This is a genomic window from Thermostichus vulcanus str. 'Rupite', from assembly GCF_022848905.1.
Taxonomy (GTDB): Bacteria; Cyanobacteriota; Cyanobacteriia; order Thermostichales; family Thermostichaceae; genus Thermostichus; species Thermostichus vulcanus_A.
The window spans coordinates 1-25,057 of the sequence record NZ_JAFIRA010000037.1 but is presented as its reverse complement, the minus strand read 5'-3'; the positions used below and the strand labels follow the sequence as shown (position 1 = coordinate 25,057).

Here is a 25,057-nt window from a genome sequence, read left to right as displayed (position 1 = left end):
CTCAAGAAAGAGGAAGGAGAACATGAAAGATGCTACCTTTCTCCAGTTCACTTTCAGCCCAAATACGGCCACCATGCTGCTGAACAATAAGCCGGCAAATCGCTAGGCCCAGTCCAGATCCTCCTTTTTTTCGAGCATCGGAAGCATCAACTTGCTGGAAGCGCTCGAAGATGTGTTCTAGTTTATCGACAGGGATCCCTCGCCCTTGATCTTGAACGCGGATATGAACCTGTTGATTTATGGATTCTGCAGCAACCCAAATTTGTCCCGATGGAGGAGAGAATTTAATGGCGTTGCTAAGCAAATTGGTGAACACTTGGATTAAAAGATCGGGATCCCCTTGTACCTGTAAACTGGGTTGTGCTTCACAGTGAATCTGGATATTGCCTTGCTCAGCCACCATTTGAACCGTTTCGATAGAGCGGGCTAGAACTTCCTCGATAGGACAAATCTGGAGGTTAAGGCTGACTTTCCCAGATTCCAAGCGCTCTAAGTCGAGAATATCGTTAATCAGTTTGATCAATCGAGTCGTACTTTGCTCAGCAATTTGAAGTAGGCGTTCCCCAGCCGGAGAAAGGGATCCCAGTTTGCCAGTGTTAAGCGCTGTCAGGGATCCATGAATTGCTGTGAGGGGAGTTCTAAGTTCATGGCTCACTATCGAAACAAACTCCCTTTTCATACGCTCCAATTCCCGCTTTTCGCGGATATCACGGACGATCCAAGAAAAACCTATCCAATCTCCTTGAGAATTGCAAATAGGAGACACCGACAGAAAAACCTCCAGGCGTTCCCCAAGTCGATTGCGATGTACTGTTTCGCGAGCATCTTCAACATGATCGGGATCCAGATTCAGCTCTTCACCCAAAATTAAGCTCTGGATCGGGATCCCTATTGCCTCTGCGGCAGAGTATCCATAAAGATGTTCAGCTCCTCGGTTCCAACTGGTCACCACCCCTTGTAGATCGGTGCTAAAAATTGCATCCACAGAAAATTCTACAATTGCAGCCAAACGAGCCAGTTGTTCTTCTGCTAGTTTGCGCTCGCTAATATTTTCGCTAAAGGATACCACAAAAGCAGGCTCACCTTGTTTATCTCGGACGGTAAACACATGAAAACTTACCCAAATTAGGGATCCGTCCTTTCGTCGAAACCGTCGCTCGTAGGTGAATTTTTCCCGTTCCCCAGAAATGAGGGATTTCCATAAAGCTTTCGATCTTTCTAAATCTTCCTCTAGGGTGTGTACTTCTGTTCCAAGCCGTTGAATTTCTTCTAAGGTGTAGCCACTTTCTTGGCAGGCTAATGGGTTGGCAAACAAATATTGTGGTGTTGGATCATATTTCATGATCACAATACCTAAAGGAGCATTCTCAAAAATACCTCGAAATCGCTGCTCGCTTTCTTGTAAAGAGATTTGGGCTCGCTTGCGTTCAGAAATATCTTCTGCGAAAGAAACAATAAGTTTCGGGGATCCCTGTTGATCTCGAATAGCAAAATTGCGAACCTGAACATTTATTAGGGAACCATTACAATGATGATAGACTTTCTCGTAGTCTACAAACTGAAGGGATCCCTCAATTAACCGCTGCCAATTCTCTCGGGTCACCTCAAGATATTCCGGCAGATTGTAATCTTCCCAGTGTAAAGTCTTCAAGTCTTCTGCTGAAATCCCTAGCAAATCGAGAGCAGCCTGATTCGCCTGCAAAAACTGAGGCGGAAGTTCTGGAGTTATCAACACCATACCAATCGGGGCATAATCGAAAATACTCCGGAACTTTTCTTCACTCTGGCGCAAGGCCTCTGTCCGCTCCAGAATTTGCTGCTCGATGCGTTGATTGGTTTGCTGTAGCTCATGCAGGGATCCCGTCACCACCAAGCTCATTTGGTTGAATGTGTGAGCCAATACATTCAGTTCCTGAATCCAACCTGCAGGAATGGGCTGACCCAACTCTCCCTCCATCAAACGTTGCGTCTGCTTTGTCAGGGAGCAGATAGGCTGACTGAGCCAGCGATAAATGACAACACCCATGACAACGGAGATCCCTGTTGCTAGCAAGCTGAGCATCAGAATCGGGCGTGTACTGGCTCGAATGGCTTCGGCAAAATCCGCCTCCGGGATCATCACCACTAGCAACCAATCCAAACCTTGTGCATCCTGAATCGGGGTGACTTGCAAGAAAAATGGATCCCCATCAGCTGTTTGTTGAAAAGTAGTTTGTAGAGAAAAAATATCCGAGAAACCGTTCCATTCTCTTTCGATAGCCTGTGTTGCTGCACGAACGAGTGGATCTGTACTTTGGGCTGCTGGCAACCGCTCCTGCCCACCTGGGGTGCGAATAAAGGGCACTTCTTCTGTAGAAGTTGCCACCAACTCACCACTGCGCTCCACAATAAAGCTCTGGCCAGACTTTTCTACTTGTAAACCTTTGAGAAATTCAGAGATCTGAGACAAGGTCAAATCAATACCCAAGACTCCTTGCCACATTCCTCTTCTATCCCGAAGGGGTAAGGTTGCGGTAATCCCCAGGACGGGATCCGCTGCATAGACGTAAATGGGTGACCAGGTTGCCGTTCCAGCCTTCAGAGCAGCCTGGTACCAAGGGCGTAGGCGTGGGTCAAAGTTGTCGGTTCTGAGCAGTTCAATCGGGATCCCGTTCTCATCGACACGCCAAATTTCTCTGAGGTTATTTGTGGAGGGATCCCGGCGATGCAAGAGAAAACCTGGGGCACCCTCAACCAACAAAAAATTGCCTGAGGAACTGCCCAAATATAACGTATTCAAGAAAAGATCCGATTGCACCTGCTGCCAGAAAAAAGGCCGTAGCTGTTCAACCTCCTCAGGATTCAAAAGACCCTGATTGAACACAGCCTCATTCAGCCGCAGCATCAAAAAGGGTTTTTCGGCAAAAGCCTTAACGTGCTCCCCCACACTATTGGTGATTTCTTGGGCCAATTCTGCAACCAGATTTTCGGCATTGCGTTGCCCTTGTTGAATACTAAACCACGTTGTGTAACCAATCGTTGCCGTGAGTTGCACCACAAAAGGCACAACCAGAACCCAACGAATGGGAAATTGCGGCCAAGGTTTCGGCAATTCAGCCACTGGTACCATCCTTACAATCGCAGTGCCCAAGGGTAGGCTCATTAACCCTCTTCTGGGCAGACCATCCTGAGGCCATTCTCAACATCCTGTGGATCTTACAGTTCAAAAGGGGAAGGAAAGGGTTGACACTCCCCCGGTTAGAAACCGGGGGATTCTCCCTTCTAGCCCCTTGCAACCTTAGACTGCAAGGTATTCATGGAGTTCAGGGGATTGCCAACTACCCCATCCCCTGAGCCGACCCTACCTATTACGGGCAGGGCTTCTTTTAGACTCAAAGGACACGAAAACCCGTCCCACTGGGCTAGGTTCATTGCGGCATTCCAGTCGGCATCACAGCAATACCCGTCCTGCCCGGTGAACAAATGCCCACTCCTTTTCCCAATCAATCCTGTCCTGTGGTCGGTTTTGGATGTGTAGGCAGCAGGACGTTTATGCAGCGTCCTACCCGCCATCTCCAGCTTGTAGGCAACCTTCCACTCCAGGTCGTAGTACGACCAGGTATGGCGCGATTTCCCGGCATCCGAACGCGCCTTCTGGCTCTGTCTGGATTGGCGGATACCCGATAGGTCTTCCATCCACACATCCGCATTTACCGCATTGGCAAACCGCACAATGCGGCGGCTAACGGTGTGGTTGACTGCCCTCATCCAACGGGCTTCTTTGCGCTCCAGTCGCTTGAGTGCTCGGTATTTACCCGCCTGTTGCAACTGGGCACGACGCTTCTGGAAACGACGACGACGATAGGCTACCTCTCCACCCCCAAAAAACACCGCCCGACCCCAACGGGTGGCCGCCACCGCCAAACGGTTCTGCCCCCGGTCAACACCCAGCCGCTCTGTACTCTTCACTTCGGGAACTTCCCAAGTGATAGATAGAACGGCATACCAAACCCCACGTATTTGCATCAGCTTCAAGGTTCCCCGTTCACAATCCTGCTCAGCCAAGATGCGCTCAAGGCGTTCAGCATAGTAGGAACTGCTAACCTCAAGGGGAACCCGCTTGTCACCCTGAATTGTGGGGAAGCTCACTGAGTAGGTGCTGCCTACTTTGTGCAGCTTCCAGTTTTGGTTGTTGACCTCTGGCCAGAACACCTTGAAGTGTTTAGCCCGCTGACCTGCCTTCCCCTTCAGGACACGAATCACCTGGTTGGAGAGGGCAGACTTGAGCGGTGTCACCACTTTGGCGGTGGTCAAGGCTTTGCGTTCCTTCGGACTCATGCGCAGCAGCTCGTTTGCCAGTGCGGTTGTCGCCCAAACCGTCTGGGCCAACATCTCCGCTTTGACCGCGTTGAGATCAAGAAACTTGAGCTTGAGTGTGGTGGTGACCCGTTTCATGCAGACTATTGTACTGTTTCTGTTGCTGAATAAATTCAGTCTGTGCGCTTATATCCCCCGGTTAGAAACCGGGGGCTTTACGCTATTCCCCGTAATGACGACGCAGACGATTGCTAATTCGGGCTACCAACTCCACTTGGGTCACGGGCTTGCTGATAAAATCATCCACGCCACAGTCAAAAGCCTGAGCGATCAAGATTGGATCCTGGTGGGAGGTGAGCATGAGAGTCGGCAAGTGTTGGTAGCGAGGAGAGCGGCGTAAAGCTTGGCACAAATCCAGACCAGACTGCTGTGGCATATCCCAATCCAGAAGCACTAACTGAGGCGAATAGGTTTCTAGGTAGTGCCAAAACAAGGTGGGATCCGCCAGCAGCTCCACCTGAAAACCCTTGAGAAAGTGGGCCAAGATTTGCAAATAGGCTGGGTCATCATCCACCAGCAGCAAACGAGCTTGACTCAGAGAATCCATTGGGGCATGGGGGGTAGGGCTCGAGATTTGGGGCTGAGTGGTATCCAGTTCTTTCTTCAGGGCTTGCCAGAGGGTTCTGCCTTCTTGAGGATCAGGGTGTTGGCTATCAATCCACTGCTCTAGACGACGGGCTAGTTCTGTACCTGCTGTCAGACCAAAAGTGCCCAGGGATCCGGCCAACATGTGCGCTGCTTTGCGGGTTTGGGCTTGCAGTTCTGGGGTAAGGGCGGCTTGTTCGAGAGCGATGAGCCCTGCTTCAATTTGGCTGAGGCGGGCCATCAGTCTGGGATGGAACTCCGGCCAGACAGTACTGATCAGGGCTTGGGGTTTGGTGGGGGTATTTAGGGTATTTGCATCTGGGCTAGTGGCGGGATCCTGTACTGGAGAAGGGCCATATTCAGTGTTGAGGCGAAACCCCATCCCATACACGGCTTGAATCAGTTCGGCAGGCGCACCGGCTTTGCGCAATCCTTGGCGTAGACCCTTGATGTGGGCTTTGACGGTCTCTTCTTGGGGAGTATCTTCTAAAGACCAAAGATGATCGATAATTTCGGCACGGGTGAACAGGCGTAGCGGAGAGCGCAAAAACAGCTCCAACAGGCGATATTCTTTCGGGCGCAGTGCCACAGGAGTGCCATCGTAGTAGACGGTTGCCTGTACGGGATCGAGGCAGAGCTTCCCCCACTGCAACAGGATTTGTGGGGGTTGAGTGCACCGTCGCAACAGAACTCGCAAACGGGCCAGCAGCTCCATTGTGCTACAGGGCTTCACCAGGTAGTCATCGGCCCCGGCATCCAGCCCCCGCACTTTGTCTTGCTCGGCAGCTAGGCCCGTCAGGATCAAAATTGGGGTGGAGATCCCCTGAGCGCGAATTTTTCGACACAGTTGGATCCCGTCCAGTCCGGGTATATCCACGTCGATAATCATCAACTGCGGCTGCGTGGCCAAGGCCATTTCGTACCCCAGTTGGCCATCTTCTGCCCGTTCTAAGGTGTAGCGTTCTTGCCGCAGTACGGAGGCTATCCAACCGGCCAGTACAGGATCATCTTCGATTAAAAGGATTTTCATAGCAGAGGGCAGATTCTCTGACAAGTATGCCTGGATGGGTGGAGAAGGAGTGCTGATGACAGCAGGAAAGGATCCCTGGGCCAGTTCTTACCCCCCACCTATGGGAGGATGGAAGAGTGCATACCCCCTGTCTCTGTTTCCTATGTTAGATCTGACCGGAAAAAAAGCCTTGGTGACTGGCATTGCCAACGAACGCTCCATCGCCTGGGGCATTGCCCAACAGTTGCACAAAGCTGGGGCTCGTTTAGGGGTTACCTATTTGCCCGATGAGCGGGATCGCTTCAAAACCAAAGTCCAACAACTCACGGATCCCTTGCAACCGGATTTTCTCCTCCCCTGTGATGTCCAAAGTGATCAGCAGATTGCGGATCTGTTTCAAGCCGTTAGCCAAAAATGGGATCAGATCGACATCTTGGTTCATTGCCTAGCCTTTGTGAAAAAAGAAGAATTAACGGGCGACTTTAGCAACATTTCTCGGGATGGGTTTGCTCTGGCCATGGATGTGAGCACCTACTCCCTGATTGCTCTCTGCCGTGCCGCCAAGCCCCTGTTGAAATCTGGCAGCAGCGTTCTGACGCTGACCTACTTGGGAGGGGTGCGGGTAGTACCCAACTACAACATGGCCGCCGTGACCAAAGCGGGCCTGGAAACCTGTGTGCGCTACCTAGCAGCCGAGTTCGGCCCCGCCGGGATCCGAGTCAACGGCATTTCTGCTGGCCCGATTCGCACCTTAGCCTCTTCAGCCATTTCTGATTTTCATGCCATGCTACGGGCAGTGGAGGAGAAAGCCCCCCTGCGGCGTAACATCGATCAGGTGGAAGTGGGCAATACAGCCGTCTTCCTGGGTAGCGATCTGGCCAGTGGTATTACTGGGCAGATTCTTTATGTAGACAGTGGCTACAGCATCCTTGGTTTTTAGGATCCTCAGGATCCCTTGTGAGTTGACTCCGGCATGAATCGTTTTTCTCCTTTGCAGCGGTTGCTGCTCACCTGGATTTTGATCGTGATTAGCGGTTGGCTGGCCATACGGGTAGGTCAGCTATTTGGGCATTTGCTCACCAATATCTTGACGGCAGCAGTGCTGGCCTTTTTGCTGAACTATCCGGTGCAGGTGTTACGGCGCTACCGGGTTAGTCGGGCTTTGGCAGTGACTCTCGTCTTTGCCCTGTCAGTGGTTCTTCTGGTGCTGGTGGGGATTGCAGTGGTGCCGGTTTTGGCCAAGCAAGTGGTTCAATTGGGGGCGCGGATCCCGGATTGGGTAGACACGCTACAAAATTGGCTGAATCAAATCAGCCTTTGGGCCGCCGAACGGAATATCAATCTTCCTTTTGGCCAAACGGAGCTGGTGAATACCCTCCTGAATCGTCTGCAAGCCAGTGCCGAGAAAATTGCCGGACAATCTTTAGATCTTCTCTTGGGTACTTTTAACCAGGTGATTGATTTGGTGCTGGTGCTGGTTTTGGCCCTCTATATGTTGCTGTATGGGGGGCAGTTTTGGCATGGGCTGCTCAGCCTCTTTCCCCAACCTTGGGGGCCCCGCATTGGTGAAGCCCTGACCTTGAGCTTTCAAAATTTCTTGATCAGCCAATTGGTGTTGGGGTTCATCATGGCCCTGATGCTGGTGCCGGTTTTTGGCGTTTTGCGAGTGCCCTTTGGGTTGCTATTTGGCCTATTGATCGGCTTGCTGGAGGTGATCCCGTTGGTGGGCGGGGTGATTGGCATTGGGGCAGCAGCGGTGTTGCTGGCTTTTCAGGATATATGGTTGAGCCTGAAGGTGGTGCTGGTTTCCTTGATTGTGCAACAGATAAAGGATCGGGTGATCGCCCCACGCTTAATGGGGGAGTTGATCGGCTTGAACCCAGTGTGGATTTTGATTGCTCTTTTGGTAGGGGCACAACTGGGGGGCATCCTTGGAGTGATTATCGCCATACCCTTGACCAGTGTGGTGAAAAGTATTTATGAGATCTCCCGTTCTGCCGATTTAGTCGCAGAGGGTGGGTTAAGTTCTGGTGCAAAAGGTGCTGCTGATAGCGATAACAAGGTTGAACTTTACCGGGATCCCAGTCTGACTAAGCCCGAGACCAAAAAGATTTGATCCCAGCCCAGCTATCCGCCGTTGGGATGGCCATTTTCTCGGGCAAAGCGAATGTAGGAGCGGATTTCTTGAATGGTTTCCGCCAGCTGCACAAGCGTTTCGTCGTGCTGGTTGAGGCGTTGTTCCTGGTTCGCCAACAGTTGAGCCAGCCGTTCTTGGGTGCGATTGGCTTGTAGCATGAGATCCAAAAGCAGTTCCTGACCTCGTCGTGCCGCCAGTGTCGCTTCCTCTAAGGCTGCTTGGCTGCGAGATAGGTTATCCACTCGGGCATCTAGCCGCTGCAGAAGTTGCGTCAGTATCTCTTGGTTGTGCTCCAGTCTGTCTTGTCGAGCTTCTTGCTGCGCCAAGAGCTGTTCGAGAGTTTCTTGCCGAGTTTCCTGCCGCGCCAGGAGTTCTTCTAGCCTGTCCTGCCGAGTTTCCTGCCGCGCCAGGAGTTCTTCTAGCCTGTCCTGCCGAGTTTCTTGCCGAGCTAGGAGTTCCTCTAGCCTGTCTTGCCGAGTTTCCTGCCGAGCTAGGAGTTCCTCTACCCTGTCTTGTCGAGTTTCCTGCCGCGCCAGGAGTTCTTCTAGCCTGTCCTGCCGAGTTTCTTGCCGAGCTAGGATCTGTTCGAGGGTTGCTTGTCGAGTTTCCTGCCGAGCTAGGAGTTCCTCTAGCCTGTCTTGCCGAGTTTCCTGCCGCGCCAGGATCTGTTCGAGGGTTGCTTGTCGAGTTTCCTGCCGAGCTAGGAGTTCCTCTAGCCTGTCTTGCCGAGTTTCCTGCCGCGCCAGGAGTTCTTCTAGCCTGTCCTGCCGAGTTTCTTGCCGAGCTAGGAGTTCCTCTACCCTGTCTTGTCGAGTTTCCTGCCGCGCCAGGAGTTCTTCTAGCCTGTCCTGCCGAGTTTCTTGCCGAGCTAGGAGTTCCTCTACCCTGTCTTGTCGAGTTTCCTGCCGAGCTAGGAGTTCCTCTAGCCTGTCTTGCCGAGTTTCCTGCCGCGCCAGGAGCTGTTCGAGAGTTTCTTGTCGAGCTTCTTGCTGCGCCAGAAGTTGTTCTACCCTGTCTTGTCGAGTTTCCTGCCGAGCTAGGATCTGTTCGAGGGTTTCTTGTCGAGCTTCTTGCTGCGCCAGAAGTTGTTCTACCCTGTCTTGCCGAGTTTCCTGCCGCGCCAGATTTTCCGTCAAAACATTGAAGTTCTGCTTCAGTTCAAGGATGGCGGCGGTTAGCAACTGTTCTTGCTCAGGGGTCATGCTCAGAGCAGGTTGAAATACCCTGGATCCTAACATTCTGGTCAGAGCCGAATTAGCAAGTTCCTATTTATCGTCCGATACCCATAAGGGATCCCAGTCCTACTGCCAGAAGGGCTGCCAAGCTGGTTTGAATGCCGTTCACGACTTCATTGGTCAGCCAGGCAATACGAGGTTGCAACACCACCCCAATCCAACTTTCCGCCAGGGTCGCCAGGATCCCGGCCAGCCAGCAGATGCCCAACCACAGTAGATTGGCTGCCACCCATTCCCCACCTATGCCCCAAGCCAATGCCGAAAGTCCTGCTGCCGCTGTGACTCCCGCCAGGGATCCCTCTAGGCTAATCGCCCCTTCTGTACCTGCCGGTACGGCTTGCCAGGTGGTAATCAAAAAAGTCTTGCGGCCATAGGCTTTCCCTACCTCGCTGCTCACCGTATCGGCTAGCTTGGCAGCAAAACTGGCACTGTACCCCAGCCACCACAACGGATGTGGGAAAAGGGTATAGCCCACCGCACAAATGGCCCCTGTCAGGGCGGATCCCCAAACATTTTCCGGCCCCCGCGCCCCACCTCGTTTTTCGGCAATCCCTTGGTCTTGCTTGCGACGGAGCCCAAGCTTAGTCACGGCTGTTCCGATCAAAAAGTAGGCCGCTACTACCCCATACCCCCGCCCCCCTAGGCCCCCCCAAACCAGCAGCCCAAGAATGCCCGCGTGGATAACCCCTGCTCGGGTCAATGCTTTCTGCGGGCTCAACAGGCCCAACAACACCAGAGCAAGATTGAGCCAGAGAGCCACACCCCATTGACTCAGGAGCCACGCCTGCCACATATGCCCATAGATATTGGTGAGACTGTTAGTGAGCTAATTTGGTAACTGGAACGGAGAGGGAGGGATTCGAACCCTCGACGGAGCTTTTGACCCCGTAACTTCTTAGCAGGAAGCCGCTTTCGACCACTCAGCCACCTCTCCAGTTAAGCTCAGGCTTGTCCCAGTTCGGCAAAACAGTTCCGCAAAACCAGGTACAGAAGCCCCTAACCGGGATGCCTCCCAGCGAGTAGCTCAACCATTGTAGAAGATGGGATCCGACCCGGCAACTCTCCTAGCTCACCACCTGCACATACACATCAAAGCTGCCGCTGTTGTCACCATAGCTGCCCTTGGCATCGTTGACATTGAAGGCAATATCCAGACTGGGATCCAGCTCCACCTCTTGGGGCTGCTCTGGCGAAGCCTCTTGCACTTGATGAACCACCAGTTGGGCGTTGGGCTGGAACAGAACAATGCCATAGCGGCAGAGACCAGGATAGCGCCAGCCATCCGGAGTCGGGATCCCTTTGCCGAGAGGAGATTTGATCCCCGTGGAAAATGAGAAGCCGTAGCGCCAGGCCACATTGCTGACGAAAAATCGGATCCGGCTAGCCCGCAGCGGACGTTCTTCCCAGCGCAAGATATTCCCCAGCTCTTGATTCACCCGTAACCCTTGGAAGCAAAGCCAGTCCTGCAACCCCTCTTCTGCAGAACGGTTACCCTCGATCACCAAAGCCTGACTCCAATCCAAGTCGCTGCCATCACAGGTGATCTGCACAGGAACAGCAGCCAATTGCATTTCCGGTAAGCCTAAAGTATCGGATGCAGATTGAGTAGACATGGGTTTCTCCTTTTTGGTAACTATTTCAAAGTGAACGCAACACAAAATGGATCCTAAAAATTTGGGATCTGGAACCTTAATAGAAGTTTGCCTAAATCAACAAAAGATGAATGACCAGCCTGAGTAAAGCTCCTGAAGATTTCAACCCAAGTGAAGATCAACCAGCCTTCAGACGTTCTCGATAATATACCAAGATTACTTGATGAATAAAGTCAAAATCCTCAAAAAAGGCCCTTTGCAATATCTCTTAGGAATCCGTTAAGCCATCATGATTTGAGCTTGGATGCAGGTTTGGCAGTGATCCTTGTGGGATAAAGATCTTCCCTGGTTGCGTATTCCAGGACACATTGGCTGTTGGTTCAGTTCTGAATCTGAATCTGTTAAGGTCTTTTACCGAGCAAGATGCGCAGCATCACCGCAAACCCTTCTGATAAGATCACCATCACACGTCTTCTGGGTGCTCAGCGCCCACGGCATGCACGACGACCCCTCCTCCACCGCCACTGATTTTGAGGTCATTCCTCTGCCTGATCCCCAGCAAGCGATGTCCTTGGCGGGTATGCGAGAGGCTAACCTGAAATGGATTAGTCGCTATAGCGGTGCATGGGTCACCTTACGGGGGCAAGATCTGTACCTGAAAGGCACCCCTCAACAGCGGCAGCAGGTGCGGCAATGGCTGGAGTTGCTCAAGCCCCTCTGGCAGGCTGGTCAACCAGTTACCACCCTGGATGCAGAGCAAGCCTTTCGTGCCCTTACCGACGAAGATGCTCTGGTTTACCGACAGGCGCAGGCAACGGTATTGGCTCGGACTCGCAAAGGAGAACTGATCCGACCCAAAACTCCCCGCCAGCAAGATTATGTGCGAGCCATTCGTGCCCACGATCTCTGCTTTGGCATTGGCCCGGCAGGGACTGGCAAAACCTACTTGGCGGCGGTCATGGCAATAGCCGCCCTCCAAAACCGGGAGTACGAGCGCTTGATCCTGACCCGACCTGCGGTAGAAGCAGGGGAAAAATTGGGCTTCTTGCCGGGAGATCTTGTGGAGAAGGTGGATCCCTATCTGCGCCCTCTCTACGATGCCCTGTTTGAATTCATTGACCCCACCAAATTGCCACAGCTGATGGAACAAGGGGTAATCGAGGTCGCTCCTTTGGCCTATATGCGGGGCCGTACCCTCAGCAATGCCTTCATTATTTTGGATGAAGCCCAAAACACCACTCCCGAACAGATGAAGATGGTGCTCACCCGACTGGGATTTAAGTCGCGCATGGTGGTGACCGGAGACCTAACCCAAACGGATCTGGGCAGCCACCGCCCTTCGGGTTTGGCAACAGCAGAACGGATTTTGGGGGGAGTGGAGGGCATTGCCTTCTGCTACTTCGACCAGCGGGATGTGGTGCGTCACCCTCTGGTTCAAAGGATTGTCGAGGCTTATGAGCGGTACGAGGCGCGGGAGTAATGGTGTTGGTGCTGTTTTTCGATGCAGTGGGTACGCTGTTTCGGGTGCGAGGCAGTGTTGGGGAAATTTATGGTCGGGTGGCGGCAGACTATGGGGTGCAGGTGGATCCCCAGGAGTTGAATCGGGCGTTTTATCAGGCGTTTGCTAGGGCTCCGGCGGCGGCATGTCCAGGGTTGACCGGATCCGAATTATTGGCGTGGGAGCGGGCTTGGTGGCGACAGGTGGTGCAGGATACTTTTAGCCTTAGCCAACTCGGGGATCCAGGGGATAATCTCAGAGGTGATCCCATCGGAACCGCGCCGGTTTTTCCTGAATTTGAAGCCTTTTTCGATCAGGTGTTTGATCTCTTTGCTGAAGGAGAGCCTTGGGAACTGTATCCAGAAACACTGCCTGTGTTGCACACCTTGCGAGAGCACGGGATCCCGTTGGGCGTGATCTCCAATTTCGATAGCCGCCTGTTGCCGGTGTTGAAACGGTTGCAGTTGCAGGAATACTTTTCCAGCATTACCCTCTCTACCCAGGTGGGTTATGCCAAGCCGGATGCCAAGATTTTTCACACCGCCCTGCAAGCGCAAGGGATCCCTTCTGAGCAAGCTTTACAGGCTTTACACATTGGCGATAGCTACAACCAAGACTATCTGGGGGCCAAAGCAGCCGGACTCAATGCCCTTTGGTTAGATCGCTCTGAGCACCCTGATTACTCTGATTACAAGACAGATCATCAACCCACCAAAACTCAGGAAAGGATTCCCGACCTGTGGGGATCCCTCACCGCGTTCCAGAAGCGCTAAACAGGGTTGGGGCAAGAACGCCATCCCGCTTGAGCAAGTAACGCCGCAGGTTCATCTGCCGCTCCAACAAGCAGGCATGGCCACTGGAGGGGGAAATCTCCACCTGCACCTGAGGTAACCGCTCCGCCAGCCGTCGCACCTCATTCACAGAGGGCAACAGTCGATCCCGTCCCCCCGCTACCAAGAGCGTGGGCAGAGCCAAGGATTCCAGGGGCAATTCATCCACCGCAAAGGATCCCAGCAACGCCAAGCGATGGGCTGCCACCTCTTGATCAACACTGTGAACCGCCCGACGCAGTTGCTCCCGATCCTCAGGCTCCATCTGGTTCAACTCCGCCAAGAACCCCAACCCCCGCTCCGACAGAGTGCGATAGAGACCTGGCGGCAAAAAGGGCAACAAAAACCGTCCCGCCAGCCACAAAGGTCCTCGCCGCAACGAAGAGGCCGGATTCACCAAAATCAAGCCCCGACACCGCTGTGGCCAACGAGTCGCCACCTGTAAAGCTAGGCAAGCACCAAAAGACTCCCCACACAAGTAGGCTCCTCCCTCCATCTGGGATCCCACCCAATCCGCGAGGGCCTCCCAACTATCCCCCGACTCGGGATGATTCAAGCTCAAGGGGCGAATGCGAAATTCCTGCTGCAAGAGTTGTGCCTGCCGGTAAAACAAATCGCCTGTGCCGTCCATGCCTGGCAAATACAGCAAGGGAGGCCGTTCTTCACGGCTGGATCCGGTCGAAGGGCTAACGAGGGTAGACACCAGTAACTCCATACTCAAGGGTTCAATCCAGCTTGTACTTGTTCTCGAGCGGCAGCAGCCAACTGTTGGATCACCTGCAGTCGTTCCCGCCGGGATCCACGGCGCTGGGCATGAGTCAGCCAAAGCGGGGATCCCACCTTGAGGGCAACGCGGCGATAAAACACCACCGGATGCCCGGTTTCCTGTTGAAACATCGGCTCTGTCGGGTCAAACCAGCGGAAAAAAGCCATTGGGATATCTACCCCCCGCCATTCCTCCCAAACCCGCACCGCCACCGGCACAATCGGCAAGGGATCCACACCCGAAGCTAAAGCCAAATGGGCAAACCCCGGTTGAAAACGGCCTACGGCTTGGGGCGAAGTCTCGCGGGTGATCTGCTCAGCCCCCTCGGGGAAAATCCCTACCCCCATACCCGCCGCCAAACTGGCCTGCGCCTGCCGAAAAAAATGCATCTGCCGCTGGGATCCCTGCCGCAGCGGTATACAGCCCAAACCCAAGGCGATCTCTCTTAGGAGTGGCACTTGTGAGAGGTAATAGTGGCAGGCAAAGCGGATCGGGCGGCCCAACCCCGCGATCAAAACCGGCGCATCCAGAAAACTGCGGTGATTACTCACCACCACCATGGGACCATCTGGAAGCTGCTCCGAACCTTCAACCCACACCTCTGTCTGACAGAGGGAGAGCAATAGATGCGCCAGATCCGTCGGATGCGGGTGAAGGGACAGAGGAGGAAACCAAGAGGGTGCTAGCACGGCTGGATTCAAGATGGTTTCAAAAGAAGTTTCAAAAAGTCTCGTCAATAATCCACTCCCCGCCGCAGATCAGCCCCCTGCTCAGCATAGTGCTTATGACTCACCATTTCCGAATGGACAGAAGCCAGCTCAAAATAGGGCAGCGGGGCATGGCAGCGACCTGTGATGATGATTTCCGTGTCGCGGGGTTTGCGTAACAGCGCCTGCACAATTGGCTCCACATCCAGCAGTTCCAGATCCACCGTCGGGTTCAGCTCATCCATGATGATCGTTTTGTAAAGCCCTGAGGCCATGGCTGCCCGTGCCAATTCCCAACCCCGTTCCGCTTCCACATAGTCAATTTCCTGTTGCTTACCTCGCCACACGATCGCATCCCGGCCACAGCGCTGGTGATCCACCAAGTCCGGATAACTTTCCCGCAAAGCCCGAATGGCTGCATCTTCGGTGTAGCCTGTCCCCCCTTTCAGCCATTGCATGATCAACACGCGATGGGAGAGATCTTTGCTAATGCCGCGGCCAATCGCCTGCAAAGCCCTTCCCAAGGCGCTGGTGGATTTGCCTTTACCGGCTCCGGTGTAGATCTCAATGCCGCTGGAATGAAACTGGCCATTCTGTCGATTTACCTCCTCTGCTTGGCGCATGCTGCGCATTTCCGAGTGCAGGTCGGCCAAATCGATAATTTCTTTGGGGGCACCCCGCCCGGTGATGATCACTTCCATCGGTTCCGGCTTTTGCCGCAGGGTGCTCACCACCTCATCTACAGACAATAGGCCCAGATCCAGCACCGGGTTCAGTTCATCCAAGACCACCACCGAGTAAAACCCAGAGGCCAAGGCCCCTTTGGCCACATCCCAACCCCGGCGAGCCTCCTGCCGGTCGAATTTGGTGATCTCTTCTGGGCCAAAAAACTCACCCCGTCCGGTGCGCAATTGATCGATTAAATGGGGAAAACCCCGCTGCAAGGCAGCAATGGCAGCATCTTCTGCATAAGGGCGGCCCGGCCCTTTCAAGAAACGCACCAACAACACACGGCTGGGGGCAGCATTTTCAATCCCTAAGCCGATGGAACGCAGCACAACACCCAGGGCCGCCTGAGACTTGCCTTTGCCCTCGCCATCGTAAACATGGATTTGGCCCCGCCGCCGGTCGAAATTTTGGGCGGTAACAATGCCAATTTCTGCCATGACCCTCCGGCTTGTGCAGTTGCCCCTAGGGTGCCGTAGGCATAATACAACTACTTTACGCAACTACTTGCGCCACCCTACCCCCATCTTAAGGTCTAGCAGGGAAAACAGTCAGCTACCGAGGAGCTACGGGTGGTATGGGATCCCTGTTCTGGGGCTTTCATCCTTAATGCCCAACCTCAATGCCCAACCCTAACAGGAACGAAGAAACGGTTCACCAAATTGTTCAAGAGACCGGGATAAGATGAGCAGTGATTGTCCAATGCCTAGGGCACGCTCCATCCTTTAGCGAGGGATCCCGCTTGTCTCCGATGCAATCTTCCTCTCGCCCGTTGTTCCCTGCCGTCGAAAGTCCGATTGAGCTGGTGGGGCAAACCCCCCTGATTCGCTTGCGGCGGATTGCTGCCGATTTACCAGAATCTGTGCGCCTTTATGCCAAGGCGGAATGGTACAACCCTGGGGGGTCGGTGAAGGATCGACCTGCCCTGAACATGATCCAAACCGGGGAAAAACAGGGCAAACTCACTCCCGGCAAGATTATTCTGGATGCCACCAGTGGCAATACCGGCATCGCCTATGCCTGGATCGGGGCAGCTTTGGGATACAAGGTCAAGCTGGCTCTCCCGGCCAACGCTAGCCCAGAGCGCAAAAAGATCCTCACCGCCTATGGGGTGGATCTGGTGCTGACGGATCCGGCGCTTGGGTCAGATGGGGCTATTGAAAAAGCACGTGCTCTTTATGCCGCGAATCCCGATCTTTACTTTTACCCCGATCAATACAGCAACCCCGCCAACTGGCAGGCCCATTATCACGGTACAGGGGTGGAAATTTGGCAACAAACCGAAGGGCAGGTCACCCATTTTGTTACCGGACTGGGCACCAGCGGCACCTGTATGGGGGTAGGTCGTCGTCTGCGGGACTATCGCCCGGATATTCAAATTGTGGCGATGCAGCCGGATTCTCCCTTTCACGGGCTGGAGGGGTTGAAGCATATGGCTACGGCCTTGAAGCCGGATATTTACGATCCTTCACTGCCGGATCTAAACCTAGAGGTCTCGACGGAAGCGGCTCAGAACATGGTAAAGCGCTTGGCGTTGGAGGAAGGTTTATTGGTGGGCATTTCCGCTGGAGCCAATGTGGTGGCAGCACTGCAGGTGGCGCGTCAGCTTTCTTCGGGAGTGGTGGTGACCATTTTCTGCGATGGGGCGGATAAATATCTCTCGGAGCGGTTTTGGACGGAAAGCTAATTGCTATGCCAATCTATCCGTGCCAAAGCTGGCAGCTCCCTTAACAGCAAGGCCGATCTGCCGCTATGATAATTAAGCTCAGCAGCGGATGTGGCGGAATTGGTATACGCGCACGTTTGAGGGGCGTGTGGCTTTGCCTTGCGAGTTCGAGTCTCGCCATCCGCATGGTTTTGTTGATTGAAGTTGGGTACAGAGATCAAAGCGATTCATCAGTGGACTTGGCGGAGCTTCGAGAAATCTTGAAAGAAATATCCAACACCCAAAAGGTAATCCCCAAAGACAAGACCCCTAGCACTCCTGCCAAGGGATTGCCCCCAACGCCTGTCACCCATTCGGGGGCTCTGCCGGTATAGTCCACCCAGTTGAGATTATTCACCCAGGTCATGCCCCACACCCAACCAGCATGAAGGCCGAGACTGAGGCCCAATTTGTTGTGGGTCCAACGACGGGCTTGCACCAGCAGTAATCCCATCAATCCTAAGCCCGGAAACTGGGGCCAAGTGGCCAGAATCTCCGGCAGCGGCTTGAGAAAATGAGCGATGGCAAAAATCAGGCTGGATCCCCAGGTGGCAAAGGCCATCCCATAGTCCAGAGTCATTTCCTCCAGCATCCAACCCCGAAAAAACAGCTCCTCCACCAGTGCCACAGCCAAGCCCAAGAGCAACCCCAGCAGACCAAAGCCCAGCAGGGATCCCCAGCCAACCGGCCTCCAAGTCAACCACCCCAACCCTCCTTCCAGGGCAAAGAGCAGCAGCAGCCCCCCGCACCCTGTCACTAGACCCTGCAGGATCCCCCCCCGGCACGCCCAACTACGATCCAATCCATAGGTGGCAAAGCCACGGGATCCCCGCCACTCGCCCCAAAGCCAGATCCAGCCCAGCAACAGCCCGTACAGGGGCAGCCACAGGTAGTCGCGCCCGTTGGGAAAGAGCCACCAGCCCACCCCGACAAACGGCAACCAACCCAGAGCCAGGATCCCTAGGAAGTACAACAGCCGCCCCGGAAAAGGACTGGCACTCAGCCGAGGGAACATCAGGCTCAGCGTTCCGGTTCAATCGAACTGGTCAGGCCGTGCTGGCGTAACTGTTCACAGTAAAACTCGGCGTGCTCTCGAGGCACCACGATCACTACAGCCATACCATTGTTGTGAGCTTCTAGCATGATCTCAGTGGCCTGAGGTGGCATCATGGCCGGGATCACCTGTACCAAAACCCCCACCACATATTCCATGGTGTTAAAGTCGTCATTGTGCAACAACACCCGATACATGGGCATGTGCTTTGGGGTGACAGAGGGCTTAACCAGAGTCTCCGTAGGCACGAGGATCACTCCTTAAGGTGACGACAACAAGGTGACAAAGTGTAATGAAATTTTAGCCTTCTCAGCAGCGATTGTGGGGTTCAAAAAGCAACTGTACTCAGGGGATACACCCCTAGGGAGGGGATCCCCAAGTTCCGTCAACAGCGCCGCGCCCAAGAAGTTCTTCACAGATTTACAGTCCTTTGTGCCAAGGGCACGCTAGCGCCTATATCTGCGACAGGCTTTGCCAACGTCTCTCGTCCTATGGACGACCCGGAGGGTCATCGTGCTCCGCACGAGTCACTTAGCACAGAGTCAATCCCCTTCATTGGGCTTCGTCAGCCCCTTCAGTAGCCTCTGGTCGCAGCAACGGAAAGGCGATCACATCCCGAATGCTAGGGGCATCACAGAGGAGCATCACCAGCCGGTCAATCCCCATACCCATGCCGCCTGTGGGTGGTAAGCCGTATTCCAGGGCGGTGAGAAAGTCTTCGTCTAGAAAATGGGCCTCTTCATCCCCGGCTGCTTTCAGGGCTGCCTGAGCCTCCAATCGTTGCCGTTGATCCACCGGATCCGTTAGCTCCGAGTAGGCATTGGCGGTCTCTCGCCCGACGATAAATAGTTCAAAGCGCTCTACCAACCCCGGTTTACTGCGGTGGGGTTTGGTTAAGGGGGAAACCTCGACTGGATAGTCTAAGACAAACGTAGGCTGGCGCAACTGGCTTTCACAACAGTGCTCAAAGGCTTTTACCAGTAGCTTGCCAGGGGAGTCCTGCTCAGATAGATCGGGGATCCCTTGTTCTTTCAGGGCGGACAGCAGCTTGGCAGTGGATCCCTTCTCCACATTCTCTACCTCGATGCGGATCCCGGTCGCCTCTTCCACCAACTCCTGCATCGTGACCCGTCGCCAGGGGGGGGTGAGATCAACAGATTCTCCCTGGTAGCTCAGCTGCAGGGATCCCCGCACCGTTTGGGCGGCATGGCAGATCAGCGTCTCCGTCAGCTCCATCATGGTGTGATAGTCGGCAAAGGCTTGATACACCTCCAGCGAGGTGAATTCTGGGTTATGACGGGTGGAAATGCCTTCATTGCGAAAAATACGCCCGATCTCATAGACCCGCTCAATGCCCCCGACCACTAGGCGCTTCAGGTGCAGTTCTGTGGCAATGCGCAGGTACAGATCCAAATCCAGGGCATTGTGATGGGTGATAAAAGGTCGTGCCTCTGCCCCACCAGGGATCAACTGCAGCACGGGGGTTTCAATTTCCAGAAACCCCTGACTTTCTAAGGTTTGTCGTATCGACTGAATGGTTTTGGCCCGATCGATCAGGGTTTGTTTTACCTCGGGGTTGACGATTAAATCCACGTAGCGCTGGCGGTAACGCTTTTCCACATCCCGAAGGCCATGCCACTTATCCGGTAGGGGCAGCAGGGCTTTGGTGAGCACCTGATACTCGTCCACGAGTACCGATAGTTCCCCTTTCTCAGTCCGCTTCAGGCAACCCTTGGCTCCGATCCAGTCGCCGGAGTCGATGAGCTTATCCAAATTCCTGAAGGCCAGCTCTCCCATTTTCTCCGTTAGCCGTTTTTTATCCAGGTAAAGCTGGATGCTACCAGAGCGATCCTGAAGGGTGAAAAAAGCCAGTTTGCCCATGACTCGCCGCGCCCGAATCCGCCCTGCCACAGAAACCTGCACCTCTTCTCGCGTAGCACCCGGTTCTAGATCGGCAAATTTCTCTTGTAAATCTCCAGCTAGGTGGGTCACCTCAAACCGATAAGCATAGGGAGGGATCCCTTGCTCCTGAAGATGCTGAGCTTTTTCCAAGCGGGCAAAACGCTGGGCTGCTTCGCTGCTGCTGGGTAGAGTGGACATGGGAATGGGGAGGGATTCAGTGGACGGTCATCAATCCAGTCAAGCCCAATCTGGGATGACGAGATCAGTAAGCTTCACATTAGCAAACAGCATCACAACCCCAGCTCGATTTCTTCTATCCAGGTGGAGTTAAAGGGAACAAACTCAACCACCTGCCGTTAGGAAGGAGCCAGGGATACTCCCACACTCAGCATCACATCCGGCACTAGAGGCGGCAACTTCAAGGCGTAAAATAGGCCAATGCTAGTGGTTGCCAACCCAGAGCACCCTGGCTGAGCTGCTCTCAGCCATCTATGCTGTGCGTCCAATGCGCAGACTATTCATAGCCTCCCTGATCAGGAAGTAAGGATCCCTTGCCACTGTCATCGAGCGAGAATACTCTGCTAGAACCGAGCCTCTGTAGTTACAGCCCTTCAATCCTTCAATAATCCAGTTGCTATTGATGCGGATTAAAAACAGTTTGTTACTATTGATAAACTCATTGAACAACTCTTTGCGCGCAAACCCTCTATCCCCTACGGCTAGACCATTCTCAGGTGTCATCCCTAAGACTAGTTCCCAACAATAAGCGTCGTGTTTATCTCCAAAACGAATCAATAATTCACTGGGAGCCTGCGTCTCTTGGTTCAAGGTGGTTAATAGTTTGACTTGATGATACTGCTTTATCCAGAAGAACTTGCTTGTCAAACTGATGACCGTTGAATCAAGGGGACAGATAATCACATCTTTCTGGCTGGGCCGACGACGCACTTGGTGGAGTAAATCCACAAAAAGTCGGTTGATAGACTGTAAGCTTCGGCTTGAACAAGCTCTAGAGAATGAAGATAAACTACCTTCTACTCCAGTGTGGTGGAGTTGAAAGAATAGATCTCTCAAGCTTGTGACTGACTTATCCAAAATATAGGTCAGCCAGATTTTGACGAACAACTGGGTGTTCATCACCGGATAGTCGTGGCTAGGAAGTTGAGCCAACAGAGACTTGACAACTCCTGGAAGGGAACGTAAGCTAGTCGTTGCTAAATAATGTTTTTGTAAGGGCTAGATTAACATATCTGGCCCTTTTTCTTGTCCTTTAAGCTATCGCGCAACACTTGTGCTTTTGATTCGATAGCCTGCTATCTTACCTTTCTCTAGCAACAATATCTCCAGCTTCTACTGCCTCTAATAGGCGTTGGAAATCTGACCTCACCTGATGGGAATAAGCGATTGCAAAATCTGTGATCAATCGATCAAAAGTGTCTGTCTTTCCTAGATAGCCACTGATCATTGCAGCATCGCCTGTCCGAGCATGAGCACGGGCTAGGGCAGAACCACAAATCTCAGAATAGTCTTCCAAACTGCGAACAGACATTCCTTTGAGTTTAATAGAGGTTTTCCAATCTTTTAGTTGACGGAAATAAAAATCTTGTCCGGTAGTATTGCTCGTCCAACCCAGAAAGATATCACTGGCGGCTTGGATTAATCGTTGTCCCGTTACAATACGTTGCCCTGCATGCTCACTGCATGGTCATATGTAGCCAAATCGGCGGTCATGACAATGGCGCTGCCCCGTAGAAACGTGAACGGAGATTGCATCATGCGCCAGTACCGAATTGGGATTAACTCTGGCCTCCGCCCCTGGTTAGACTGCTCAATGAGCGCAATCGGATCCTGGCGGGTCTCAGAGGGTTGCCATTCTCGGTGAACGGATCGGGGTACAGTCTGAGGCAAGATAAGATTTACGGCTAAGATCATCCCTGTGTTCCCGGATACCGAGACCTCATCTAGCTCTTTTCTGACAAGCTGTTGCCGATGTTGAGCACCCCTTCTGACTTTGAGTTGACTTTTGATCTTGCCATTCCTGCCCCAGGCCGAGTGTATCGCGGGCACCGCATTCTGGAGTGGGTTCCCCTGACTGTGCTGGGATCCCGTGTGTTGGTGATCGGAGGAGAACGATCGTTAGCCGGGGTGCGGCCCGCTTTAGAGCGAAATTTTGCTCGGGATCCGGGGATCCAAACCTACTGGACCACCTACGGTGTGGATTGTAGCGAGTCGGAGTTGGGGCGTTTACAGGCTTTGGCCACAGCGGAACAGATCACCGGGATCCTAGGGGTGGGTGGAGGAAAAGCCCTGGATACCTCCAAATTGGTAGCCCATCGACTGCGGCTCCCGATTGTAACCGTGCCTACTTCTGCCGCCACCTGTGCTGCTTGGAGCGCGCTCTCCAATATCTACTCCGATGCCGGCGCCTTTCAGCGGGATGTGGCGTTGGACAAAGCGCCTGATGCCCTTATTCTCGACTATGAGCTGATTCGACAGGCTCCGCTGCGCACCCTAGTGGCTGGAATTGGGGATGCCTTGGCCAAGTGGTATGAATCTTCGGTCAGTAGTGGCGCCTCTAACGATGCCCTGGTGATCGGGGCGGTGCAACAGGCCCGAATTTTGCGGGATTTGCTGCTACAGGGATCCCTGGCGGCTCTACAAGAACCCGGTGGAGTGGCTTGGAAGCAGGTGGTAGATGCTTGTATTTGTCTGGCAGGGATCGTCGGCGGTATGGGGGGGGCCAAATGTCGCACAGTTGCTGCCCATGCGGTTCACAATGGCTTGACCCATCTGTTGGGGCATCGTGCCACTCTGCATGGTGAAAAGGTTGCCTTCGGGATCCTGGCCCAATTGCGTCTTGAAGAGATTTTGCAAGGTAGTCAGTTGGCTTTGGCGGCACGGACCCAGTTGATGGAGTTTTATCGTCAGGTGGGCCTACCCCTCAGTTTGCGAGATTTGCACCTGGCTCATCTGGGATCCGCTGAACTTTTACAAGCGGCTCAAGTGGCCTGTCAAGCGGGATCGGATATTCATCATTTGCCGTTTCCAGTCAGCCCGGAAGCGCTGCTGGTTGCCCTCACCACCACCGATTTGACCAGCTCAAGTCCCGTCGCGCCCAGAGCTTGAGGGATCTACTACCGCAAGCGGGAATAAGGACGAGGATAGGGCCTGAGCATTTGGCGTGCCAGGTACACCTGGAAGGTTTGCGCCACTGCTCCTGCCCGCAGAAGCGGAATGTCTGCCACAGGTTCGAGGCTGGCAAAATAGTCGCCATAGGTGGCCGGGATCCCTTCACTCGGTCGAAATAGCTCTGAGGTGATCAACAGCCCATCCTGACCCAGCCAATCTTGGGGTTCAGACCAAAAGGCAAACCCCCGCAGATCCCCATCCAAGCAAGTGAGGGGCTTGTCCGTCAGGGGGGCCAGCGCCATACCGATCTGTCCTGCCAAAAAGTAGGCATTGGTAAAGATAAAGTCGGCTTCCGCCAGTGCCCCCGCCAGAGCAGCATCGGTCTGAAAAGCCTGGCGTAACTGCTCGATCTCGATGAGCTGGGTGGAGGGATCCGCCTCTACCGGCCACAGTCCCAACCCTCCCGGCGCCTGCAACAGGCCCAACCGCACATGAGCCAACCCCACCCCCACCAGCAACAGCACCACCAGTGCTGAACCCACCAACCAACGCCCCACCCGCCCCCACCCTTGCCAGTGGGATCCCAACAACAAAGTCAAGACCCAAAACCCTGGCATCGGCCAAGTGGGCAAAATTTGGCGGTAGCCCCCCATCACCGTGAACCCCATCACCAGCGGTAACCCACAGGCCAGAATCAGCAGCCGCTTCAGATCCGCATCCGTGAGGCGTAGCCCTTGTACCGTCTGCAGAAGAATCCGTCCGCTATCGGCCAAACTCACCTGCCATAAGGGGATCCCCAAACTGGGCAACAAATAGAGGATCCCGACCCCAGCCGTCAGAGCCAGATCCCACAGCTGATACCCCGCCTGCGGCAACGCCCGCCCCCCCTGAAAGCGAAAGGAAACCCAATCCTGCTGGGCATTCCACAGCAACACTGGGCTGAGGGCCAGCAAAAAACCCAGCACAGCCATGAGCGTCCACCTTGACCCCAAGGCACGCCGATGGTGAGAGCTCAGCAAACAAAACAACACCAGACCAAACCCCAACGCCAGCCCATGGTATTTCCCCAAACAGGCCAGGCCCACCAACAGCCCAATTAACGCCAATCTGGGCCCCGGCTGGTACCGAGTGGCCCCGTATAGCCCAAACTGCCCTTGCAGACTGCGAGAAGGGAGAGGAAAAAATTCTCGGCCACACACCCACAGCGTCGCCGACATAAAAAAAATCAGCGGGCTATCCGGCAACGTGAGTACCCCAAACCCCACCAGCAGAATCGGGGCAACATTGACCACCGCCAAGGTGATCAACCCAGCTCGAACGGAAAAGAGGTGAACCGCTGTCTGGTAGAGGAGGAGAGAGGACCCTGTAAACAGTAGCACAGAGCCCAAACGGATGGAAAAGGCTGACACCTGCCCCGTCAGCAGCGGCCCCAACCCCGTGACCCAAGCCACCAAGGGAGGATGGTCAAAGTAGCTCCAATCCAAATAGCGAGTGTAGAGGTAGTAATAGGCTTCGTCAAAGCCAGGCGGTAACCCAGCCGCAATCAACAGACGCAGGATCAGGCTAAACGCCAAAATCAGTAGGACAATGGCAGGCAATGGGCGGGATCCCCAATGAGCGTGGACTGGGAGGGGTGACTCGAACAGGCCTGTTGCAGGTTAAACCCAAATGCCCTTCCGCAATAAGGGGAGCCCCACGCGATCAAATTACACCGAGGACTACAAAGACAGGCCCAACTTGATCCCCAACGCCGCATGGGCAACCAGCACACAGAGAATCAGGCTGCCCACATAGGCATGGGTGGTTCGCAACGCAGCGCGATTGCC

Annotated in this window: 22 protein-coding genes and 2 tRNA genes; 7 read left to right on the top strand and 17 right to left on the bottom strand. The window is 54.0% G+C overall.

The genetic code is table 11. The features are described 5' to 3' along the window. Nucleotide 1: 1 nt before the first annotated feature. The 3 genes from JX360_RS12950 to JX360_RS12940 all read right to left on the bottom strand — a co-directional run bounded on the left by JX360_RS12950 (nt 2) and on the right by JX360_RS12940 (nt 5,971). Complete coding sequence (locus JX360_RS12950; RefSeq protein WP_244351706.1) at nt 2-3,100, bottom strand: PAS domain S-box protein; 3,099 nt, start codon at nt 3,098-3,100, stop codon at nt 2-4. A 161-nt stretch (nt 3,101-3,261) separates the two neighbouring features. Next, entirely contained in the window at nt 3,262-4,434 is a 1,173-nt protein-coding gene (locus JX360_RS12945; RefSeq protein ID WP_244351694.1) for an RNA-guided endonuclease TnpB family protein, read from the bottom strand. An 82-nt stretch (nt 4,435-4,516) separates the two neighbouring features. Next, nucleotides 4,517-5,971 (bottom strand): response regulator, encoded by a 1,455-nt coding sequence (locus JX360_RS12940; protein ID WP_244351691.1) that lies wholly within the window; start codon nt 5,969-5,971, stop codon nt 4,517-4,519. A gap of 142 nt (nt 5,972-6,113) precedes the next feature. Between JX360_RS12940 and fabI the strand changes: the two genes are divergently transcribed. Both fabI and JX360_RS12930 read left to right on the top strand, forming a co-directional pair. After that, complete coding sequence (fabI, locus tag JX360_RS12935) at nt 6,114-6,890, top strand: enoyl-ACP reductase FabI (RefSeq protein ID WP_244351688.1); 777 nt, start codon at nt 6,114-6,116, stop codon at nt 6,888-6,890. 33 nt (nt 6,891-6,923) lie between these two features. Beyond that, a complete protein-coding gene (locus JX360_RS12930) occupies nt 6,924-8,066 on the top strand; it encodes an AI-2E family transporter (RefSeq protein WP_244351677.1) in 1,143 nt (380 codons plus the stop codon). Between the two features lie 11 nt (nt 8,067-8,077). Here JX360_RS12930 and JX360_RS12925 read toward each other — a convergent pair whose 3' ends face one another. From JX360_RS12925 to JX360_RS12910, 4 genes are all read right to left on the bottom strand, one after another. Then, complete coding sequence (locus JX360_RS12925) at nt 8,078-9,289, bottom strand: coiled-coil domain-containing protein (protein WP_244351675.1); 1,212 nt, start codon at nt 9,287-9,289, stop codon at nt 8,078-8,080. A 67-nt stretch (nt 9,290-9,356) separates the two neighbouring features. Then, the gene (locus tag JX360_RS12920) at nt 9,357-10,115 is read right to left on the bottom strand and encodes a DUF92 domain-containing protein (RefSeq protein WP_244351674.1); all 759 of its coding nucleotides are present in this window, start codon (nt 10,113-10,115) and stop codon (nt 9,357-9,359) included. A gap of 51 nt (nt 10,116-10,166) precedes the next feature. Continuing rightward, nucleotides 10,167-10,256: transfer RNA gene (locus JX360_RS12915), tRNA-Ser, on the bottom strand. 130 nt (nt 10,257-10,386) lie between these two features. After that, nucleotides 10,387-10,935 carry a hypothetical protein gene (locus tag JX360_RS12910; protein ID WP_244351670.1) on the bottom strand — a complete coding sequence of 183 codons (549 nt, stop codon included), beginning with the start codon at nt 10,933-10,935 and terminating at the stop codon, nt 10,387-10,389. 475 nt (nt 10,936-11,410) lie between these two features. On the opposite strand from JX360_RS12910, the gene JX360_RS12905 reads away from it, so the two are divergent. Then, complete coding sequence (locus JX360_RS12905; protein ID WP_244351667.1) at nt 11,411-12,394, top strand: PhoH family protein; 984 nt, start codon at nt 11,411-11,413, stop codon at nt 12,392-12,394. Next, nucleotides 12,394-13,185, top strand: coding sequence for an HAD-IA family hydrolase (locus JX360_RS12900; protein ID WP_244351666.1), 792 nt, complete (start codon nt 12,394-12,396; stop codon nt 13,183-13,185). The genes JX360_RS12905 and JX360_RS12900 overlap by 1 nt, the downstream gene beginning before the upstream one ends. Here the strand turns inward: JX360_RS12900 and JX360_RS12895 are convergent. From JX360_RS12895 to JX360_RS12885, 3 genes are read right to left on the bottom strand one after another with little or no spacing between them, the layout of a single operon-like run. Then, complete coding sequence (locus JX360_RS12895; RefSeq protein WP_244351664.1) at nt 13,163-13,945, bottom strand: alpha/beta fold hydrolase; 783 nt, start codon at nt 13,943-13,945, stop codon at nt 13,163-13,165. The two genes, JX360_RS12900 and JX360_RS12895, sit on opposite strands and share 23 nt — an antisense overlap. A gap of 14 nt (nt 13,946-13,959) precedes the next feature. Further along, complete coding sequence (locus tag JX360_RS12890) at nt 13,960-14,745, bottom strand: lysophospholipid acyltransferase family protein (protein ID WP_244351662.1); 786 nt, start codon at nt 14,743-14,745, stop codon at nt 13,960-13,962. Then, nucleotides 14,742-15,881: a cob(I)yrinic acid a,c-diamide adenosyltransferase gene (locus tag JX360_RS12885; protein ID WP_244351660.1), complete on the bottom strand. Its 1,140-nt coding sequence runs from the start codon at nt 15,879-15,881 to the stop codon at nt 14,742-14,744. The genes JX360_RS12890 and JX360_RS12885 overlap by 4 nt, the downstream gene beginning before the upstream one ends. Before the next feature lie 311 nt (nt 15,882-16,192). Here JX360_RS12885 and JX360_RS12880 point away from each other — a divergent pair, with 311 nt between their 5' ends. Both JX360_RS12880 and JX360_RS12875 read left to right on the top strand, forming a co-directional pair. Beyond that, complete coding sequence (locus tag JX360_RS12880; RefSeq protein ID WP_244351658.1) at nt 16,193-17,128, top strand: PLP-dependent cysteine synthase family protein; 936 nt, start codon at nt 16,193-16,195, stop codon at nt 17,126-17,128. Nucleotides 17,129-17,212: 84 nt separating this feature from the next. After that, nucleotides 17,213-17,293, top strand: a tRNA-Leu gene (locus tag JX360_RS12875). A 31-nt stretch (nt 17,294-17,324) separates the two neighbouring features. Here JX360_RS12875 and JX360_RS12870 read toward each other — a convergent pair. From JX360_RS12870 to JX360_RS12850, 6 genes are all read right to left on the bottom strand, one after another. Further along, nucleotides 17,325-18,161 carry a type II CAAX endopeptidase family protein gene (locus JX360_RS12870; protein WP_244351657.1) on the bottom strand — a complete coding sequence of 279 codons (837 nt, stop codon included), beginning with the start codon at nt 18,159-18,161 and terminating at the stop codon, nt 17,325-17,327. Nucleotides 18,162-18,166: 5 nt separating this feature from the next. After that, nucleotides 18,167-18,448: an ATP-dependent Clp protease adapter ClpS gene (clpS, locus tag JX360_RS12865; protein WP_244351656.1), complete on the bottom strand. Its 282-nt coding sequence runs from the start codon at nt 18,446-18,448 to the stop codon at nt 18,167-18,169. A gap of 304 nt (nt 18,449-18,752) precedes the next feature. Then, complete coding sequence (lysS, locus tag JX360_RS12860; RefSeq protein ID WP_244351655.1) at nt 18,753-20,300, bottom strand: lysine--tRNA ligase; 1,548 nt, start codon at nt 20,298-20,300, stop codon at nt 18,753-18,755. Nucleotides 20,301-20,591: 291 nt separating this feature from the next. Then, a complete protein-coding gene (locus JX360_RS12855; protein ID WP_244351654.1) occupies nt 20,592-21,272 on the bottom strand; it encodes a transposase in 681 nt (226 codons plus the stop codon). Between the two features lie 148 nt (nt 21,273-21,420). Continuing rightward, entirely contained in the window at nt 21,421-21,741 is a 321-nt protein-coding gene (locus tag JX360_RS18015; RefSeq protein WP_425244406.1) for a DUF2252 family protein, read from the bottom strand. 32 nt (nt 21,742-21,773) lie between these two features. Then, the gene (locus tag JX360_RS12850) at nt 21,774-22,034 is read right to left on the bottom strand and encodes a DUF2252 family protein (RefSeq protein WP_244351652.1); all 261 of its coding nucleotides are present in this window, start codon (nt 22,032-22,034) and stop codon (nt 21,774-21,776) included. A 57-nt stretch (nt 22,035-22,091) separates the two neighbouring features. Between JX360_RS12850 and JX360_RS12845 the strand changes: the two genes are divergently transcribed. Next, complete coding sequence (locus JX360_RS12845) at nt 22,092-23,228, top strand: iron-containing alcohol dehydrogenase family protein (protein ID WP_244351636.1); 1,137 nt, start codon at nt 22,092-22,094, stop codon at nt 23,226-23,228. Nucleotides 23,229-23,236: 8 nt separating this feature from the next. Here the strand turns inward: JX360_RS12845 and JX360_RS12840 are convergent, their stop codons facing one another. Continuing rightward, entirely contained in the window at nt 23,237-24,829 is a 1,593-nt protein-coding gene (locus tag JX360_RS12840; RefSeq protein ID WP_244351624.1) for an ArnT family glycosyltransferase, read from the bottom strand. Nucleotides 24,830-25,057: the final 228 nt, after the last annotated feature.

Bases quoted from the DNA above. Each gene is read 5' to 3' on its own strand.
- JX360_RS12945 (WP_244351694.1), bottom strand. From the start codon at position 4,434: ATGAAACGGGTCACCACCACACTCAAGCTCAAGTTTCTTGATCTCAAC.
- JX360_RS12940 (WP_244351691.1), bottom strand. From the start codon at position 5,971: ATGAAAATCCTTTTAATCGAAGATGATCCTGTACTGGCCGGTTGGATA.
- fabI (WP_244351688.1), top strand. From the start codon at position 6,114: ATGTTAGATCTGACCGGAAAAAAAGCCTTGGTGACTGGCATTGCCAAC.
- JX360_RS12930 (WP_244351677.1), top strand. From the start codon at position 6,924: ATGAATCGTTTTTCTCCTTTGCAGCGGTTGCTGCTCACCTGGATTTTG.
- JX360_RS12925 (WP_244351675.1), bottom strand. From the start codon at position 9,289: ATGACCCCTGAGCAAGAACAGTTGCTAACCGCCGCCATCCTTGAACTG.
- JX360_RS12920 (WP_244351674.1), bottom strand. From the start codon at position 10,115: ATGTGGCAGGCGTGGCTCCTGAGTCAATGGGGTGTGGCTCTCTGGCTC.
- JX360_RS12910 (WP_244351670.1), bottom strand. From the start codon at position 10,935: ATGTCTACTCAATCTGCATCCGATACTTTAGGCTTACCGGAAATGCAA.
- JX360_RS12905 (WP_244351667.1), top strand. From the start codon at position 11,411: ATGCACGACGACCCCTCCTCCACCGCCACTGATTTTGAGGTCATTCCT.
- JX360_RS12900 (WP_244351666.1), top strand. From the start codon at position 12,394: ATGGTGTTGGTGCTGTTTTTCGATGCAGTGGGTACGCTGTTTCGGGTG.
- JX360_RS12885 (WP_244351660.1), bottom strand. From the start codon at position 15,881: ATGGCAGAAATTGGCATTGTTACCGCCCAAAATTTCGACCGGCGGCGG.
- JX360_RS12880 (WP_244351658.1), top strand. From the start codon at position 16,193: ATGCAATCTTCCTCTCGCCCGTTGTTCCCTGCCGTCGAAAGTCCGATT.
- JX360_RS12870 (WP_244351657.1), bottom strand. From the start codon at position 18,161: ATGTTCCCTCGGCTGAGTGCCAGTCCTTTTCCGGGGCGGCTGTTGTAC.
- lysS (WP_244351655.1), bottom strand. From the start codon at position 20,300: ATGTCCACTCTACCCAGCAGCAGCGAAGCAGCCCAGCGTTTTGCCCGC.
- JX360_RS12850 (WP_244351652.1), bottom strand. From the start codon at position 22,034: ATGATCTTAGCCGTAAATCTTATCTTGCCTCAGACTGTACCCCGATCC.
- JX360_RS12845 (WP_244351636.1), top strand. From the start codon at position 22,092: ATGTTGAGCACCCCTTCTGACTTTGAGTTGACTTTTGATCTTGCCATT.